This is a genomic window from Pseudomonas wadenswilerensis (assembly GCF_900497695.1).
Classification (GTDB): domain Bacteria; phylum Pseudomonadota; class Gammaproteobacteria; order Pseudomonadales; family Pseudomonadaceae; genus Aquipseudomonas; species Aquipseudomonas wadenswilerensis.
In genome coordinates this window covers 54353-71713 of the sequence record NZ_UIDD01000010.1, presented here as the reverse complement: position 1 = coordinate 71713, position 17361 = coordinate 54353, and the positions used below count along the sequence as shown (strand labels likewise).

General features: G+C 60.1%; 13 protein-coding genes and 5 tRNA genes. 13 read left to right on the top strand and 5 right to left on the bottom strand.

The window, feature by feature from the left end; all coding sequences use genetic code 11:
- The first annotated feature begins 4 nt into the window (after positions 1-4).
- Entirely contained in the window at positions 5-1744 is a 1740-nt protein-coding gene (locus CCOS864_RS19195; protein WP_036994421.1) for an ABC transporter substrate-binding protein, read from the top strand.
- 108 nt (positions 1745-1852) lie between these two features.
- Here CCOS864_RS19195 and folD read toward each other — a convergent pair whose 3' ends face one another.
- On the bottom strand, positions 1853-2707 hold the full coding sequence (gene folD / locus CCOS864_RS19190) for a bifunctional methylenetetrahydrofolate dehydrogenase/methenyltetrahydrofolate cyclohydrolase FolD (RefSeq protein ID WP_115087907.1): 855 nt from the start codon (positions 2705-2707) through the stop codon (positions 1853-1855).
- A 284-nt stretch (positions 2708-2991) separates the two neighbouring features.
- On the opposite strand from folD, the gene CCOS864_RS19185 reads away from it, so the two are divergent.
- The 5 genes from CCOS864_RS19185 (at position 2992) to CCOS864_RS19165 (ending at position 3620) form a co-directional block, all read left to right on the top strand.
- Positions 2992-3068: transfer RNA gene (locus tag CCOS864_RS19185), tRNA-Arg, on the top strand.
- Between the two features lie 41 nt (positions 3069-3109).
- A tRNA-His gene (locus CCOS864_RS19180) sits at positions 3110-3185 on the top strand.
- A 53-nt stretch (positions 3186-3238) separates the two neighbouring features.
- Positions 3239-3323 (top strand) — tRNA-Leu (locus CCOS864_RS19175).
- Positions 3324-3406: 83 nt separating this feature from the next.
- A tRNA-His gene (locus tag CCOS864_RS19170) sits at positions 3407-3482 on the top strand.
- Between the two features lie 53 nt (positions 3483-3535).
- Positions 3536-3620 (top strand) — tRNA-Leu (locus CCOS864_RS19165).
- A gap of 184 nt (positions 3621-3804) precedes the next feature.
- Here the strand turns inward: CCOS864_RS19165 and CCOS864_RS19160 are convergent.
- Positions 3805-4209: a hypothetical protein gene (locus CCOS864_RS19160; protein WP_115087906.1), complete on the bottom strand. Its 405-nt coding sequence runs from the start codon at positions 4207-4209 to the stop codon at positions 3805-3807.
- A gap of 263 nt (positions 4210-4472) precedes the next feature.
- On the opposite strand from CCOS864_RS19160, the gene CCOS864_RS19155 reads away from it, so the two are divergent.
- From CCOS864_RS19155 to CCOS864_RS19125, 7 genes are all read left to right on the top strand, one after another.
- On the top strand, positions 4473-4772 hold the full coding sequence (locus CCOS864_RS19155) for a DUF6388 family protein (protein WP_115087905.1): 300 nt from the start codon (positions 4473-4475) through the stop codon (positions 4770-4772).
- 273 nt (positions 4773-5045) lie between these two features.
- Entirely contained in the window at positions 5046-6359 is a 1314-nt protein-coding gene (gene tig, locus CCOS864_RS19150; RefSeq protein WP_115087904.1) for a trigger factor, read from the top strand.
- A gap of 91 nt (positions 6360-6450) precedes the next feature.
- The gene (gene clpP, locus CCOS864_RS19145; RefSeq protein ID WP_010224369.1) at positions 6451-7092 is read left to right on the top strand and encodes an ATP-dependent Clp endopeptidase proteolytic subunit ClpP; all 642 of its coding nucleotides are present in this window, start codon (positions 6451-6453) and stop codon (positions 7090-7092) included.
- A 108-nt stretch (positions 7093-7200) separates the two neighbouring features.
- Positions 7201-8484, top strand: a complete 1284-nt coding sequence (clpX, locus tag CCOS864_RS19140; protein ID WP_010224368.1) for an ATP-dependent Clp protease ATP-binding subunit ClpX — start codon at positions 7201-7203, stop codon at positions 8482-8484.
- A gap of 151 nt (positions 8485-8635) precedes the next feature.
- The gene (gene lon, locus CCOS864_RS19135; RefSeq protein ID WP_115087903.1) at positions 8636-11032 is read left to right on the top strand and encodes an endopeptidase La; all 2397 of its coding nucleotides are present in this window, start codon (positions 8636-8638) and stop codon (positions 11030-11032) included.
- Positions 11033-11180: 148 nt separating this feature from the next.
- Positions 11181-11453 (top strand): HU family DNA-binding protein, encoded by a 273-nt coding sequence (locus tag CCOS864_RS19130; protein ID WP_115087902.1) that lies wholly within the window; start codon positions 11181-11183, stop codon positions 11451-11453.
- Positions 11454-11651: 198 nt separating this feature from the next.
- Positions 11652-13523 (top strand): SurA N-terminal domain-containing protein, encoded by a 1872-nt coding sequence (locus tag CCOS864_RS19125; RefSeq protein ID WP_115087901.1) that lies wholly within the window; start codon positions 11652-11654, stop codon positions 13521-13523.
- 134 nt (positions 13524-13657) lie between these two features.
- Here the strand turns inward: CCOS864_RS19125 and CCOS864_RS19120 are convergent, their stop codons facing one another.
- The 3 genes from CCOS864_RS19120 to CCOS864_RS19110 are packed head-to-tail and all read right to left on the bottom strand — an operon-like array spanning position 13658 to position 17361.
- Complete coding sequence (locus CCOS864_RS19120; RefSeq protein ID WP_115087900.1) at positions 13658-15265, bottom strand: ABC transporter ATP-binding protein; 1608 nt, start codon at positions 15263-15265, stop codon at positions 13658-13660.
- A gap of 1 nt (position 15266) precedes the next feature.
- Entirely contained in the window at positions 15267-16286 is a 1020-nt protein-coding gene (locus CCOS864_RS19115; RefSeq protein ID WP_115087899.1) for an ABC transporter permease, read from the bottom strand.
- A 1-nt stretch (position 16287) separates the two neighbouring features.
- A complete protein-coding gene (locus CCOS864_RS19110; RefSeq protein WP_115087898.1) occupies positions 16288-17361 on the bottom strand; it encodes a microcin C ABC transporter permease YejB in 1074 nt (357 codons plus the stop codon).

The window sequence follows — 17361 nt, the reverse complement described above, 5'->3', positions numbered from 1 at the left end:
CACAATGTTCGACAACAACAAGAACCGGCGACATTTGACCCTGGCAGCCCTGCTGGTGCTTGGCAGCTTTCACGCCAGTGCCTGGGCCGATGCCTATGAAGATGCCGCCAAGAAGTGGATCGGCAGCGAGTTCAAGCCTTCGACCCTGACTCCCGAGCAGCAGCTTGAAGAGTTGAAGTGGTTCATCAAGGCGTCCGAGCCGTTTCGCGGGATGAAGATCAACGTGGTGTCGGAAACCATCGCCACCCATGAGTACGAGGCCAAGGTGCTGGCCAAGGCATTCAGCGAGATTACCGGGATCAAGCTGACCCACGACTTGCTGCAGGAAGGCGACGTGGTGGAAAAACTGCAGACGCAGATGCAGTCGGACAAGAATATCTACGACGGTTGGGTCAATGATTCCGACCTGATCGGTACCCACCTTCGCTATGGTAAGACTGAATCCATCACCGACCTGATGGCCAACGAAGGCAAGGACTACACCTCGCCGACCCTGGACCTTAAGGACTTTATCGGCATCTCCTTCACCACCGCGCCGGACGGCAAGATCTATCAACTGCCTGACCAGCAGTTCGCCAACCTCTACTGGTTCCGCGCCGACTGGTTCGACCGCCCCGACCTCAAGGCCAAGTTCAAGGAAAAGTACGGCTACGAGCTGGGCGTGCCGGTGAACTGGTCGGCCTATGAAGACATCGCCAAGTTCTTCAGCGAGGACGTCAAGGAAATCGACGGCAAACGCGTTTACGGGCACATGGACTACGGCAAGAAAGATCCTTCGCTGGGCTGGCGCTTCACCGATGCCTGGTTCTCCATGGCCGGTGGTGGAGACAAGGGCCTGCCCAACGGCTTGCCGGTGGATGAATGGGGCATTCGCGTCGAAGACTGCCATCCGGTCGGCTCCAGCGTTACCCGTGGCGGCGACACCAATGGCCCGGCTGCGGTCTACGCCACGCAAAAATATGTCGACTGGATGCGCGCCTATGCGCCGCCAGAGGCCCAGGGCATGACTTTCTCCGAATCCGGGCCGGTGCCGTCCCAGGGCAACATCGCCCAGCAGATTTTCTGGTACACCGCCTTTACCGCCGACATGACCAAGCCAGGCCTGCCGGTGATGAACGCCGACGGCACGCCGAAGTGGCGCATGGCACCGTCGCCCAAGGGGCCGTACTGGGAGGAGGGCATGAAGCTTGGCTATCAGGATGCTGGCTCCTGGACCTTCCTCAAGTCGACGCCAGAGAAGCAGCGCCTGGCCGCCTGGCTATACGCCCAGTTCGTCACCTCCAAGACCGTCTCGCTGAAAAAGACCATTGTCGGGCTGACGCCGATCCGCGAGTCGGACATCAACTCCCAGGCCATGACCGATCTTGCGCCCAAGCTCGGTGGGCTGGTGGAGTTCTACCGCAGCCCGGCGCGGGTGCAATGGACTCCGACCGGCACCAACGTGCCGGACTACCCGCGGCTGGCGCAGCTGTGGTGGAGCCATATCGCCGAGGCGGCGAGTGGCGAGAAGACCCCGCAGGAGGCGCTGGATGGCCTGGCCAAGGATCAGGACCGCATCCTCGAGCGTCTGGAGCGCTCCAAGGCTCAGGCGACTTGCGCACCCAAGCTGAACAAGGAGCGTGATGCCCAGTACTGGTTCGACCAGCCGGGGGCACCGAAGCCGAAACTGGCCAACGAGAAGCCCAAGGGCGAAACCGTGAGCTACAGCGAACTGCTCAAATCCTGGGAGGCTGCACGCAAGTAACCACGCAGGTTGGGTGTAGGAGCGGGCTTGAGCCGCGATGAGGCCCTGACGCCAGGCACAAAAAAACGGCACCTTCACCGGTGCCGTTTCTTATTCCGCCATCAGCACTTACTTATGCAGTGCTTCGGCCGCATACAAAGTGTTCTCCAGCAGGCACGCGCGGGTCATCGGCCCGACGCCACCCGGCACCGGAGTGATCCAGCCAGCGCGGGGCAGGGCAGTCTCGTAGACCACATCGCCAACCAGCTTGCCATCTTCCTGACGGTTGATGCCGACGTCGATGACGATCGCGCCTTCCTTGATCCACTCGCCCTTGACCAGGCCCGGCTTGCCGGCGGCGACTACCACCAGGTCGGCACGGCCAACGTGGCCGGCCAGGTCCTTGGTGAAGCGGTGGGTGACGGTCACGGTGCAACCGGCCAGCAGCAGTTCCATGGCCATCGGCCGGCCAACGATGTTGGAGGCGCCGACGACAACCGCGTTCATGCCGTACAGGTCCTGACCGGTGCTTTCCAGCAGGGTCATGATGCCTTTTGGCGTGCACGGGCGCAGCAGCGGGATTCGCTGGGCCAGGCGGCCGACGTTATAAGGATGGAAACCGTCGACGTCCTTGTCCGGGCGAATGCGCTCGAGCAGCAGCGAGGCGTCCAGGTGCGCCGGCAGCGGCAGCTGCAGGAGGATGCCGTCGATGTTCGGGTCATCGTTAAGGCGATCGATCAGCTCGGTCAGGGCTTGCTGCGTGGTATCGCTGGGCAGGTCGAAGGCCTGGGAAATAAAGCCGACCTCTTCGCAATCCTTGCGCTTGTGCGAGACATAGACTTGAGAAGCGGGGTCGGTGCCGACCAGGATCACCGCCAGGCCAGGCGTACGCAGGCCTTGCTGGCGACGCTCCACGACACGTTGGGCGATCTGCTGGCGCAGGCTGGCGGCGATCGCCTTGCCGTCGATAAGGTGTGCAGTCATGACGCGTGATTAACCATCGAGAGGGAATAAAAAGAGCGCGCATTCTCGCATGAAGGGGCCCGAGGGCAAAGGCGCTTGGTCCGGCAATTGCCCTAAGCCCTTCAATAAAATGAATTTTTTTCAAAAAATAGTTGACGACTTTGCCACTCGTCTATAACATTCGTCGCACTTGTCGGGCAGAGCCTAGCACTGGTTAGCAAGGTCAGGCAGAATGAGCGGATTTTTAGCTTGTTCGGTACGGCTAAAAGTTAATTTGTAATCGTAACAGAAAGCAGATTAAATATGCGCCCGTAGCTCAGCTGGATAGAGCATCCGCCTTCTAAGCGGATGGTCGCAGGTTCGAGTCCTGCCGGGTGCGCCAATCGGCAGCTTTGGCACAAGTAAAGCGGTAACTGCAATATGGTGGACGTAGCTCAGTTGGTAGAGCGCAGGATTGTGATTCCTGTGGTCGTGGGTTCGATTCCCATCGTCCACCCCATATTCCAAAAGGCGCCCGATGAAAATCTGGCGCCTTTGCTTTAAAGGCTTCATGCGGACGTGGTGAAATTGGTAGACACACTGGATTTAGGTTCCAGCGGCGCAAGCTGTAAGAGTTCGAGTCTCTTCGTCCGCACCATCCAAACTTCACCGCCCTTCGCTGAAGTGCGTGAATGTACCAACAGGCGGCTTTGACACAAGCAAAGCGGCCAATGCAATATGGTGGACGTAGCTCAGTTGGTAGAGCGCAGGATTGTGATTCCTGTGGTCGTGGGTTCGATTCCCATCGTCCACCCCATATTCCCAAAGGCGCCCGATGAAAATCCGGCGCCTTTGTTTTAAGCGTTTCATGCGGACGTGGTGAAATTGGTAGACACACTGGATTTAGGTTCCAGCGGCGCAAGCTGTAAGAGTTCGAGTCTCTTCGTCCGCACCATCCAAGCTTTCACCGCTCTTCGTTGAAGTGCGTGAACGCCTCGAAAAAGCCGCCTTGTGCGGCTTTTTTCGTTTCTGGGGTTCATGCCTCGGTGCAATTAACGAAGGTCATTGAGTGCTGCCAGGGGCGACGGGCACCATACGGTTCGGGCGGGTGTTGATCGCAACCTGGGGCGGGTGCTGCGTTATTGGGCTTCGACAGCAGGTTCAGTGCCAGAGGTCACGGTGCTGCTCACGACAGTGTCTGGCCCGCTCGTTTCACCGCAGGCTTCCTCGCTGATGGCCCTGGCCAGCGATCCCTTGAAGATAGGGGTGGATTCCTTGTCGGCGACTGCGCTTTTCAGGTCCTCCAGCGAAGTACCCGAGCCCAGGAAGCGTACGGTGCGGTTTGTGCAATCGATCTGGCGAGCGCTGTAGCTGGTGCCGCTCAAGCCGACGCGCTGGGTGATGACTGTGCGCTCGGCCGCATCCCCGGTCATGCTCACGATCGAATAGCGTGCATCAGGGTCGAATGACGCCTCCAGCAAAGTGGCGTTGGCAGTTAGGCAGGTGAGTGCCAGGCAGCTGGCGGCGAGCAGTTTGTTCGGCACGGGGGTCATCCTTGCAGTGGTGCTGGTCATTCCATTGAGTTGGTAGGTAGGAATGAAAAGTATTACCGATATGGCGTATTGCTAGCTTATCGGGCTGTCGGGGCCTGGACAATTGGTCGAGGCGTCGGCCTCGGGTATTTCCGACAGCCGGAATGGATTATTCTGACATCTTTTTACGCTCTGGTGACAATCGACCAAAAGCTGATAGATTTCAGCCGGTTGAAACAGTGATCGGGCGTCCGGTCGCAGGAAGGAAGAGCAAGATGATTTCACTTGAACGCCAGGCCATCGCCCTGCAGCGCTATCTCGATGCCAATCCGCAGATGCGTGAGGAAATCGCCGGGCTTAGCGAGCACGAGCAGGCTCAGCAGGTCCTTTGGGCCTTCGAGGATGCCGCGCAGGAGCAGGGGGTTGAACCTTGGGAGTTGACCCTGCAACTGATCGCCGAATCCCCTGAGGAGCTTGAGGTCATGCGCCTTGAGGTGCACCGCGAAGCTGCCGAAGCCTTGGGGATGGACTGGGAAGGGTATTGCGTGATCAACGAAATCGAGCTGAAGCCATAACGCCGTCGCTCGGTTTTGTAGTGTTTTGACAAGAATTATCAGCGGGCCCGCAGGCGGGGCGGTCACGACTGCAAGTGTGCTGTCCAGGCCTTGGCCTGCTTGTGTTGAGGGGCTTCAGGCAGGGTTTTTGCCGAGGCCTGTAAATGAAATGGACCGGCGTGCTTTCCCGTCGTCCTGAACGGGGTGACTTCTGGCCTTTGAGCCACTAGAATGCTTGCCCTTGATTCTGGAGTCGGGTATCGCCGGCTAACGTCTGTGCAACGAGGAATATCCATGCAAGTTTCTGTTGAAAATACTTCTGCTCTCGAGCGCCGCATGACCATCGCCGTTCCGGCCGAGCGCGTCGAGACCGAAGTCAACAAGCGTCTGCAACAGACTGCCCGTCGTGCCAAGGTCCCAGGCTTCCGTCCTGGCAAAGTGCCGATGAGCGTGATCCGTCAGCGCTACGAAGACGCCGCCCGTCAGGAAGCCTTCGGCGACCTGGTACAGGCTTCCTTCTACGAAGCCGTGGTCGAGCAGAAGCTGAACCCGGCTGGCGCCCCTGCCGTCGAGCCAAAATCGTTCGAAAAAGGCAAGGACCTGGAATACGTCGCCATTTTCGAAGTGTTCCCTGAGTTCACCGTTGCCGGTTTCGAGTCGATCGCCGTCGAGCGCCTGAGCGCCGAAGTGGCTGACGCCGACCTGGACAACATGCTGGAAGTGCTGCGCAAGCAGAACGTTCGTTTCGAAGCCGCCGACCGCGCTGCCCAGAACGAAGACCAGCTGAACATCGATTTCGTCGGCAAGGTCGACGGTGAAGTGTTCGCCGGTGGTTCGGCCAAGGGCACCCAGCTGGTGCTGGGTTCCGGCCGCATGATCCCGGGCTTCGAAGAAGGCCTGGTTGGCGCCAAGGCCGGTGAAGAGCGCGTTCTGAACCTGACCTTCCCAGAGGATTATCAGAACCTCGACCTGGCTGGCAAAGCCGCCGAGTTCACCGTGACCGTCAATAGCGTTGCCGAGCCAAAGCTGCCTGAGCTGACCGAAGAGTTCTTCGCCCAGTTCGGCATCAAGGAAGCAACCCTGGAAGGTTTCCGCACCGAAGTTCGCAAGAACATGGAGCGTGAACTGCGTCAGGCGATCAAGACCAAGGTCAAGAACCAGGTAATGGACGGCCTGCTGGCTGCCAACCCGATCGAAGTGCCAAAAGCCCTGCTGGAAAACGAAGTGAACCGCCTGCGCGTTCAAGCCGTTCAGCAGTTCGGTGGCAACATCAAGCCTGAGCAACTGCCGGCTGAACTGTTCGAAGAGCAAGCCAAGCGCCGCGTCGTGCTGGGCCTGATCGTCGCCGAAGTGGTCAAGCAATTCGATCTCAAGCCAGACGACGCCCGCGTTCGCGAGATGATCCAGGAAATGGCCTCGGCCTACCAGGAGCCTGAGCAGGTCGTGGCTTGGTACTACAAGAACGACCAGCAACTGAACGAAGTCCGTTCGGTTGTGCTGGAAGAACAAGTTGTGGATACTGTTCTGCAGAAAGCGACTGTGACCGACAAATCGGTCTCGTACGAAGACGCCGTAAAACCAGCCCAGGCCCCTGCCGCCGCTGAGTAATACGCCAGCTTCGTAGGAAAACACCACAAGCCAGCCTTCGAGCTGGCTTGTGCGTATTCAAGACATGACTATTTGGGAGTGCGTGCAGGACATGTCCCGCAATTCTTATTATCAGCAGAGCTCTGACATCCAGGCCGCAGGCGGCCTGGTCCCGATGGTTATCGAGCAATCCGCTCGTGGCGAACGCGCCTATGACATCTACTCGCGCCTTCTTAAGGAGCGGGTGATCTTCCTGGTCGGCCCGGTAGAGGACTACATGGCCAACCTGGTTGCGGCGCAGATGCTGTTCCTTGAAGCGGAAAACCCGGACAAGGATATCCATCTCTACATCAACTCGCCGGGCGGTTCGGTGACTGCCGGTATGTCGATCTACGACACCATGCAGTTCATCAAGCCGGACGTCTCGACCATCTGCATCGGCCAGGCCTGCAGCATGGGCGCCTTCCTGCTGGCTGCGGGTGCCAAAGGCAAGCGTCATTGCCTGCCGAACTCGCGGGTGATGATTCACCAGCCACTGGGCGGTTTCCAGGGTCAGGCGACGGATATCGAGATCCACGCCAAGGAAATCCTTTCCATCAAGTCGCGTCTGAACGAATTGCTGGCCTACCACACAGGTCAAGACCTGGAGACCATCAAGCGTGACACCGAGCGCGACAATTTCATGAGCGCCGAGCGCGCAGCCGAATACGGCTTGATCGACTCGGTCTACGACAAGCGGCAACTGGCCTCCTGAATCCGGGTGCCAGAGCAGGCGGGCGCGCATTGCGCCTACCTGCGGACTTGAAAAAGCCCGCAATTGCCTTCATCTTGTGTTGCAAGCCTACCGGATTGGATCGATCGAATGACTGACACCCGTAACGGCGAGGACAACGGCAAATTGCTCTATTGCTCCTTCTGCGGCAAAAGCCAGCACGAAGTGCGCAAGTTGATTGCCGGCCCCTCGGTATTTATCTGCGACGAGTGCGTCGACCTGTGCAATGACATCATCCGTGAGGAGGTGCAGGAAGCCCAGGCCGAAAGCAGCGCGCATAAACTGCCTTCGCCGAAAGAAATCAGCACCATCCTGGACCAGTACGTCATTGGTCAGGAGCGTGCGAAAAAGGTACTGGCGGTAGCGGTATACAACCACTACAAGCGCCTGAATCAACGCGACAAGAAGAACGACGATGTCGAGCTCGGCAAGAGTAACATCCTGCTGATCGGTCCGACGGGCTCGGGTAAGACCCTGCTCGCCGAAACCCTCGCGCGTCTGTTGAATGTACCGTTCACCATCGCCGACGCCACCACCCTGACCGAAGCCGGTTACGTGGGTGAAGACGTCGAGAACATCATTCAGAAACTGCTGCAGAAGTGCGACTACGACGTGGAAAAGGCCCAGATGGGCATTGTCTACATCGACGAGATCGACAAGATCTCGCGCAAGTCGGACAACCCCTCGATCACCCGTGACGTTTCGGGCGAGGGCGTGCAGCAGGCGCTGCTCAAGCTGATCGAAGGCACGGTCGCTTCGGTTCCGCCGCAAGGTGGCCGCAAGCACCCGCAGCAGGAATTCCTGCAGGTCGATACGCGTAACATCCTGTTTATCTGTGGCGGTGCGTTCTCCGGCCTCGAAAAGGTCATCCAGGCACGCTCCACCCGCGGCGGCATCGGCTTTGGTGCCGAAGTGCGCAGCAAGCAGGAAGGCAAGAAGGTTGGCGAGTCGCTGCGTGAAGTCGAGCCTGACGATCTGGTCAAGTTCGGTCTGATTCCGGAGTTTGTCGGTCGTCTGCCGGTTCTGGCTACACTCGACGAGCTGGACGAAGCGGCATTGATGCAGATTCTGACCGAGCCGAAGAACGCCCTGACCAAGCAGTACGCCAAGCTGTTCGAAATGGAAGGCGTGGACCTGGAGTTCCGCAGCGATGCGCTCAAATCAGTGGCCCGCAAGGCCCTGGAGCGCAAGACCGGGGCCCGTGGCCTGCGTTCGATCCTCGAAGGCATTCTGCTCGACACCATGTACGAGATTCCTTCGCAGAAGGATGTCAGCAAGGTGGTGATCGACGAGAGCGTCATTGATGGCTCTTCGCAGCCGCTGTTGATCTACGAGAACAGCGAGCCGCAAGCCAAGGCTGCACCCGACGTCTGAGTCGCCATGCGGCTCGATTCAAGCAAGGGGCCTTCGGGCCCCTTTGCTTTTCCTGTCGCAGAGCTTGTTTTTTTGCGGGCCTGCCCCCACATTAACTCCACGCTCAAATTCCATCGGTTTCCGGCCATAAGGCCGCTGTAGAGGCGAAATCATGAAGACCACCCTCGACTTGCCTCTCCTGCCATTGCGCGATGTCGTCGTCTATCCGCACATGGTCATCCCACTGTTCGTGGGGCGCGAGAAGTCCATCGAGGCCCTTGAGGCCGCGATGACGGGCGAGAAGCAGATCCTTCTGCTGGCCCAGAAGAACCCCGCTGACGACGATCCAGGCGAAGATGCCCTGTACCGCGTCGGTACCATCGCCACCGTCCTGCAACTGCTGAAACTGCCCGATGGCACCGTCAAGGTGCTGGTCGAAGGCGAACAGCGCGGTGCGGTCGAGCGTTTCAACGAAGTTGACGGGCACATTCGTGCCGAAGTCTCGCTGATCGACGAGTCCCAGGCTGCCGAGCGCGAGTCTGAAGTCTTCGTCCGTAGCTTGCTGTCACAATTTGAACAATATGTTCAGCTGGGCAAGAAAGTCCCGGCTGAAGTCCTTTCGTCGCTCAACAGCATCGACGAACCCGGTCGTCTGGTCGACACCATGGCAGCGCACATGGCGCTGAAGATCGAACAGAAGCAGGAAATCCTCGAAATCCTCGACCTGTCTGCCCGTGTCGAACACGTGCTGGCGCTGCTGGATGCCGAAATCGACCTGCTGCAGGTCGAGAAGCGTATCCGTGGCCGGGTCAAGAAACAGATGGAGCGCAGCCAGCGCGAGTACTACCTGAATGAGCAGATGAAGGCCATTCAGAAAGAGCTCGGCGACAGCGAAGAAGGTCACAACGAAGTCGAAGAGCTGAAAAAGCGCCTCGACGCCGCTGGCCTGCCAAAGGATGCCTATGCCAAGGCCCAGGCCGAGCTGAACAAGCTCAAGCAGATGTCGCCGATGTCGGCCGAAGCCACCGTGGTGCGTTCCTACCTCGACTGGCTGGTGCAGGTGCCGTGGAAGGCTCAGAGCAAGGTGCGCCTGGACCTGGCCAAGGCCGAGGAAATCCTCGACGCCGACCACTACGGGCTGGAAGAGGTCAAGGAGCGCATCCTTGAGTACCTCGCCGTGCAGAAGCGGGTGAAAAAGATCCGTGGCCCGGTACTGTGCCTGGTAGGGCCGCCTGGCGTGGGTAAAACCTCGCTGGCCGAGTCGATCGCCAGTGCCACCAACCGCAAGTTCGTGCGCATGGCCCTCGGTGGCGTGCGTGATGAAGCCGAGATTCGCGGCCACCGCCGTACCTACATCGGTTCGATGCCCGGTCGTCTGATTCAGAAAATGACCAAGGTTGGCGTGCGCAACCCGCTGTTCCTGCTCGACGAAATCGACAAGATGGGCAGCGACATGCGTGGCGATCCTGCCTCGGCGCTGCTGGAGGTACTCGACCCCGAGCAGAACCACAACTTCAACGATCACTACCTGGAAGTCGACTACGACCTCTCGGACGTGATGTTCCTCTGCACTTCCAACTCGATGAACATCCCGCCAGCGTTGCTGGACCGGATGGAGGTCATCCGTCTGCCGGGTTACACCGAGGACGAGAAGATCAACATCGCGGTCAAGTACCTGTCGCCCAAGCAGATCAAGGCCAACGGCCTGAAGAAGGGCGAGCTGGAGGTAGACGTCTCGGCAATCCGCGACATCATCCGCTATTACACCCGCGAAGCCGGTGTGCGGGGCCTGGAGCGCCAGATCGCGAAGATCTGCCGCAAGGTGGTCAAGGAGCACTCCGGGCTCAAGCAAGTGGCGGTGAAGGTCACGGGCGAGCAGCTCGAGCACTACCTTGGCGTGCGCAAATACCGTTACGGTCTGGCCGAGCAGCAGGATCAGGTCGGTCAGGTCACTGGTCTTGCCTGGACCCAGGTGGGCGGTGAGCTGTTGACCATCGAGGCCGCGGTCATTCCGGGCAAGGGCCAGCTGATCAAGACCGGTTCGCTCGGTGATGTGATGGTCGAGTCCATCACTGCCGCGCAAACCGTCGTGCGCAGCCGGGCCAGGAGCCTGGGGATTCCTGCTGACTTCCACGAGAAGCGCGACACCCACATCCACATGCCCGAAGGTGCCACGCCCAAGGATGGTCCAAGTGCCGGTATCGGCATGTGCACCGCTCTGGTCTCGGCCCTGACCCAGATCCCGGTGCGTGCCGATGTGGCGATGACTGGCGAGATTACCCTGCGTGGTCAAGTGCTGGCGATTGGCGGTTTGAAGGAAAAACTGCTGGCCGCGCACCGTGGTGGAATCAAGACGGTGATCATTCCGGAAGAGAATGTGCGTGATCTGAAGGAAATTCCTGAGAATATTAAGCAGGATCTGCAGATTAAACCGGTCAAATGGATTGACGAAGTCCTCCAAATTGCGCTGCAATACGCCCCGGAGCCCTTGCCCGATGTGGCTCCGGAGATTGTCGCCAAGGATGAAAAGCGCGACAGCGATTCCAAGGAAAGAATCAGCACACATTAGTACGTATTTGGCTGGGGGGCTTTCTTGACAGTATTTTCAGGCCCTTGTTATAAAGCGGCACTTAAGTGTCAACAGGCCACCCAGCGCTCGTTTAGCTTTTCATTACATACTTAGAAACAAACTCAATAGAGATATAAGGGGACTTAGAGTGAACAAGTCGGAACTGATTGACGCTATCGCCGCATCTGCTGATATTTCGAAAGCTGCCGCTGGCAAAGCGCTGGACGCAGTAATTGATTCCGTCACCGGCGCCCTGAAGGCAGGTGACTCCGTGGTACTGGTAGGTTTCGGTACCTTCTCCGTCACCGACCGTCCAGCTCGCACCGGCCGCAACCCGCAAACCGGCAAGACCCTGGAAATCCCTGCCGCCAAGAAGCCTGGCTTCAAGGCTGGCAAGGCACTGAAAGAAGCCGTCAACTAAGTCGCTTCCTTCAGGCTCACGCCTAACCGAGCCAGGCTCACGCCTGGGCCGGCTGCCGAGCGCCGGGAGGCCTGATATCAGGTTCCCGGCGCTCGGCCAGTTACGAGAAGGCGCATCCTCGGATGCGCCTTTCTTCTATCAGGACTCTACCCACGCTCCACGGTTGGTTCATTCAGTACAACCGTTTCTGGGGGACGCATGCTGCAGAATATCAGGGACAATTCACAAGGTTGGATTGCCAAGACCATCATCGGTGTCATCGTAGCCTTGATGGCACTGACCGGCTTCGATGCCATCTTCCAGGCCACCACCAACAGCCAGGACGCTGCCAAGGTCAATGGCGACACGATCAGCCAGAACGAGCTGAGCCAGGCCGTCGACATGCAACGTCGGCAGCTGATGCAACAGCTGGGCAAGGATTTCGATCCGGCCATGCTCAACGAGCAAATGCTGCGTGAAGCCGCGCTCAAGGGGCTGATCGATCGCAAGTTGCTGCTCCAGGGCGCCGAAGACGCCAAGTTCGCTTTCTCCGAGGCGGCCCTCGACCAACTGATCCTGCAAACGCCTGAATTCCAGGAAGATGGCAAGTTCAGCGCCGAGCGTTTCGACCAGGTCATTCGCCAGATGGGCTACGGCCGTCTGCAATTCCGCGAAATGCTAGCCCAGGAAATGCTCATCGGCCAACTGCGCACCGGCCTTGCCGGCAGCGGTTTTGTCACCGATGACCAGGTCGACGCCTTTGCCCGCCTGGAAAAGCAGACCCGTGATTTCGCCTCGCTGACGTTCAAGGCCGACCCGGCCGCGGTCAAGGTCACCGACGAGCAGATCAAGGCTCACTACGACGAGCACGCCAAGGAATTCATGAGCCCCGATCAGGTCGTCATCGACTACATCGAGCTGAAGAAATCCGCGTTCTTCGACCAGGTTGAAGTCAACCAGGACGAGCTCAAGGCACTGTATGAGAAAGAAATCGCCAACCTCGCCGAGCAGCGTCATGCCGCGCATATCCTTGTCGAAATCAACGACAAGGTGAACGAGGGCCAGGCCAAGGCCAAGATCGAAGAGATCCAGGCGCGTCTGGCCAAGGGCGAAAGCTTTGCCACCCTGGCCAAGGAATTCTCCCAGGACCCGGGCTCGGCCAGCAACGGCGGTGACCTCGGCTATGCCGGGCAGGGCGTCTATGATCCGGCCTTCGAAGATGCGCTGTATGCGCTGAACAAGGACCAGGTCTCGGGGCCGGTGCGTACCGAATACGGTTTCCACCTGATCAAGCTGCTCGATGTGCAGGCGCCTGAAGTGCCAAGCTTCGACAGCCTGAAAGACAAGCTGACCCGTGAGCTCAAGACCCAGCAGGTCGAACAGCGCTTCGTCGAAGTGACCAAGCAACTGGAAGACTCGGCATTCGAAGCCTCCGACCTGGCCCAGCCGGCTCAGGAACTGGGCCTCAACGTGCACACCTCGCCAGCGTTCGGTCGCGAAGGCGGCGAAGGCATCACTGCCAACCGTGCCGTGATCCAGGCCGCGTTCAGCACCGAAGTGCTGGAAGAGGGTTCCAACAGCACGGCGATCGAGCTGGATCCGGAAACCATCGTGGTGCTGCGCGTCAAGGAACACCGCAAGCCTGAGCAACTGGGCCTTGAAGTCGTCTCCGAGAGCATCCGCAAGCACCTGGCCAAAGAGCAGGCGACTGCCGCTCTGAAGACCAAGGCCGATGCCCTGATCGCCGGTCTGCGCGATGGCAAGATTGCCCTGGCGGCCAGCCAGGATGGTCAAGCCTGGAAGGTCCAGGAAGCGGTGTCGCGCAGCCAGGAAGGTATCGACCCGGTCGAGCTGCAGGCGGTGTTCCGCATGAGCAAGCCAGAAGCCAAGGACAAGCCGGTGTACACCAGCGTCACCCTGGCGGACGGTAGCCTGGTGGTACTGCGCCTGAACGGCGTCAACGAAGGCGCTGCGGCCACTGAAGAAGAGAAGGCGACCTACCGCCGCTTCCTCGCTTCGCGTGCTGGCCAGCAGGACTTCGCGGCGTACCGCAAGCAGTTGGAAGCCAAGGCGGATATCACTCGCTACTGAGTGCTTGATGCTTGAAACAGAAAAGGCCGCTGATGCGGCCTTTTCTGTTTTCAGGGTCTAGGAATGTACTGGCCCCTGTGGGAGCTGGCTTGCCAGCGATCGAGCGCGAAGCGGGCGCAATCCAGGCGACGCGACTAGGCCGGTGTTGGCGCCAGAAACGCTGCCTCCAGCAACTGCCGTGTATACGCATGCTGCGGATCGGCAAAGATATCCGCCGCCACCCCTTGCTCCACCACCTGACCTTGCTTGACCACCATCAGCTGATGACTGAGCGCCTTGACCACCGCGAGGTCGTGGCTGATGAACAGGTAGGTGAGGTTGTATTTGCTCTGCAATGAGCGCAACAGTTCCACCACCTGGCGCTGCACGGTACGGTCCAATGCCGAGGTGGGCTCATCAAGCAGGATCAGCGCAGGCTTGAGCACCAATGCCCGGGCGATGGCAATCCGCTGACGTTGACCGCCGGAGAACTCGTGCGGATAACGATGCCGCGCCTGCGGGTCGAGCCCTACTTCCTGCAAGGCGGCAATGATCGCCTGTTCCTGCTCGGCGGCGCTGCCCATGCGGTGGATGCGCAGGCCTTCGCCGACAATATCGCTGACGCACATGCGCGGGCTGAGGCTGCCGAACGGGTCCTGGAAAACCACCTGCATCTGCCGGCGCAGGGGGCGTATCTGTTGCTGGGTCAGGTTTTCCAGGGCCGTACCCTGGAAGCGGATGCTGCCCTGGCTGCCGAGCAGGCGCAGGATCGCCAGGCCCAGGGTCGACTTGCCCGAGCCGCTCTCGCCAACGATGCCCAGGGTCTGGCCCTGGGGCAGATCGAAGTTGATGCCGTCGACCGCCTTGACGTAATCGACGGTGCGCCGCAGCAGGCCCTTCTTGATCGGGAACCAGACGCGCAGGTCCTCGACCTGCAGCATCGGTGCGCCAGGCGGGTTGCCGGCCGGGCCGCCGCTGGGCTCGGCTCCGAGAAGCATCTGCGTGTAGGGGTGTTTGGGGTTGCGGAACAGTTCTTCGCAATCGGCCTGTTCGACGATCTGGCCCTTTTGCATCACGCAGACCCGGTGGGCGATGCGCTTGACCAGGTTGAGGTCGTGGCTGATCAGTAGCAGGGCCATGCCCAGGCGGGCCTGCAGCGATTTGAGCAGTTCGAGGATCTTCAACTGCACGGTGACGTCCAGCGCCGTGGTCGGTTCGTCGGCGATCAGCAGGTCGGGCTCGTTGGCCAGGGCCATGGCGATCATCACACGCTGTCTCTGACCGCCTGAGAGCTCGTGTGGCAGCGCTTTGAGGCGTTTGTGGGGCTCGGGTATGCCGACCATCGCCAGCAGCTCCAGGGTGCGCTCAGTGGCCGCCTTGCCGCGCAGGCCCTTGTGCAGCAGGAGGATCTCGTTGATCTGCTTTTCGATGTTGTGCAGCGGGTTGAGCGAAGTCATCGGCTCCTGGAAGATCATCGCCACGCGGTTGCCGCGAATGCGCCGCATCTTTTTCTCGTCGAGGGTCAGCAGGTCGTTACCCTCGAACAGGATGCTGCCGCTCGGGTGCCGGGCCAGGGGGTAGGGCAGCAGGCGCAGGATCGAGTGCGCTGTCACCGACTTGCCCGAACCGCTTTCGCCGACCAAGGCCAGGGTTTCGCCGCGGCGGATGTCGAAGCTGACGCCTTCGACCACCCGCTGGCATTGATCGCCGGTGACGAACTCGACGGCCAGGTCGCGGACTTCGATCAAGGTTTCCTTGCTCATCTCATTTCCTCGGGTCGAACGCATCGCGGGCGGACTCGCCGATGAACACCAGCAGGCTGAGCATCAGCGCCAGCACGGCAAATGCGCTCATGCCCAGCCAGGGCGCTTGCAGGTTGGACTTGCCCTGGGCTACCAGCTCACCCAGCGATGGCGCACCGGGCGGCAGGCCGAAGCCGAGGAAGTCCAGGGCGGTCAGGGTGCCGATGGCGCCAGTGAGAATGAACGGCATGAAGGTCATGGTCGAGATCATCGCGTTGGGCAGGATATGCCGGTACATGATCGCGCCGTTCTGCATGCCCAGTGCCCGCGCCGCACGCACGTATTCAAGGTTGCGTCCGCGCAGGAACTCGGCGCGTACCACATCCACCAGGCTCATCCACGAGAACAGCAACATGATCCCCAGCAGCCACCAGAAGTTCGGTTGCACGAAACTGGCGAGGATGATCAACAGGTACAGCACCGGCAGTCCCGACCAGATTTCCAGGAAGCGCTGCCCGACCAGGTCCACCCAGCCGCCGTAAAAGCCCTGCAGGGCGCCGGCGATCACGCCGATGATCGAGCTGAGGATGGTCAGGGTCAGGGCAAACAGCACCGAAATACGGAAACCATAGATGACCCGTGCCAGCACGTCGCGGCCCTGGTCGTCGGTGCCCAGCCAGTTCTGCGCCGACGGCGGGGCAGGGGCCGGGACCTTGAGGTCGTAGTTGATGCTCTGGTAGCCGAACGGGATCGGCGCCCACAGCACGAAGCTGTCCTTGGCGGCGAGCAGCTCGCGGATGTACGGGCTCTTGTAGTTGGCTTCCAGCGGGAACTCGCCGCCGAACGTGGTTTCCGGGTAGCGCTTGAGCGCCGGGAAATACCATTCGCCGTCGTAGCGCACGGCCAGGGGCTTGTCGTTGGCGATCAGTTCGGCGCCCAGGCTCAGGCCGAACAGGATCAGGAACAGCCACAGCGACCACCAACCGCGGCGGTTGGCCTTGAAGCGCTCGAAGCGCCGGCGATTCAGAGGTGACAGGTTCATCTCAGTGCTCCCGGCTGTCGAAGTCGATGCGTGGGTCGACCAGGGTGTAGGTCAGGTCGCCGATCAGCTTCACCACCAGTCCGAGCAGGGTGAAGATGAACAGGGTGCCGAAGACCACCGGGTAGTCGCGGTTGATCGCCGCCTCGAAACTCATCAGGCCCAGGCCGTCGAGGGAGAAGATCACCTCGATCAGCAAGGAGCCGGTGAAGAAGATACCGATGAACGCTGAGGGAAAGCCGGCGATCACCAGCAGCATGGCATTGCGGAAGACATGACCGTAGAGCACGCGGTTGGGGCTCAGGCCCTTGGCCTTGGCGGTGACTACGTACTGCTTGTTGATTTCGTCGAGGAAGCTGTTCTTGGTCAGCAGGGTCATGGTTGCGAAGTTGCCGATCACCAGCGCGGTTACCGGCAGCACCAGGTGCCAGAAGTAGTCGAGCAACTTGCCGGTGGTGCTCAGCTCGTCGAAGTTGTTCGAGGTCAGGCCGCGCAACGGGAACCAGTCCAGGTAGCTGCCGCCGGCGAACAGCACGATCAGCAGGATGGCGAACAGGAAAGCGGGGATGGCGTAGCCGATGATGATCGCCGAGCTGGTCCAGACATCGAAGTGGCTGCCGTGACGGGTGGCCTTGGCGATTCCCAGGGGGATCGACACCAGGTACATGATCAGCGTGCTCCATAGCCCCAGGGAGATCGACACCGGCATCTTTTCGATGATCAGGTCGATGACCTTGGCATCGCGAAAGAAGCTGTCGCCAAAATCCAGCCGGGCGTAGTTCTTGATCATGATCCACAAGCGTTCCGGCGCCGGCTTGTCGAAGCCGTACATCTGCTCGATTTCCTTGATCAAGGCCGGGTCCAGGCCCTGGGCACCGCGGTAGTTGGAGCCGGCCACGGAGACTTCGGCGCCGCCACCGGCGATGCGGCTGGTGGCGCCCTCGAAGCCTTCGAGCTTGGCGATCATCTGCTCCACCGGGCCGCCCGGGGCGGCCTGGATGATGATGAAGTTGATGATCAGGATGCCCAGCAGGGTCGGGATGATCAGCAGCAAACGGCGAAAGATATAGGCCAGCAT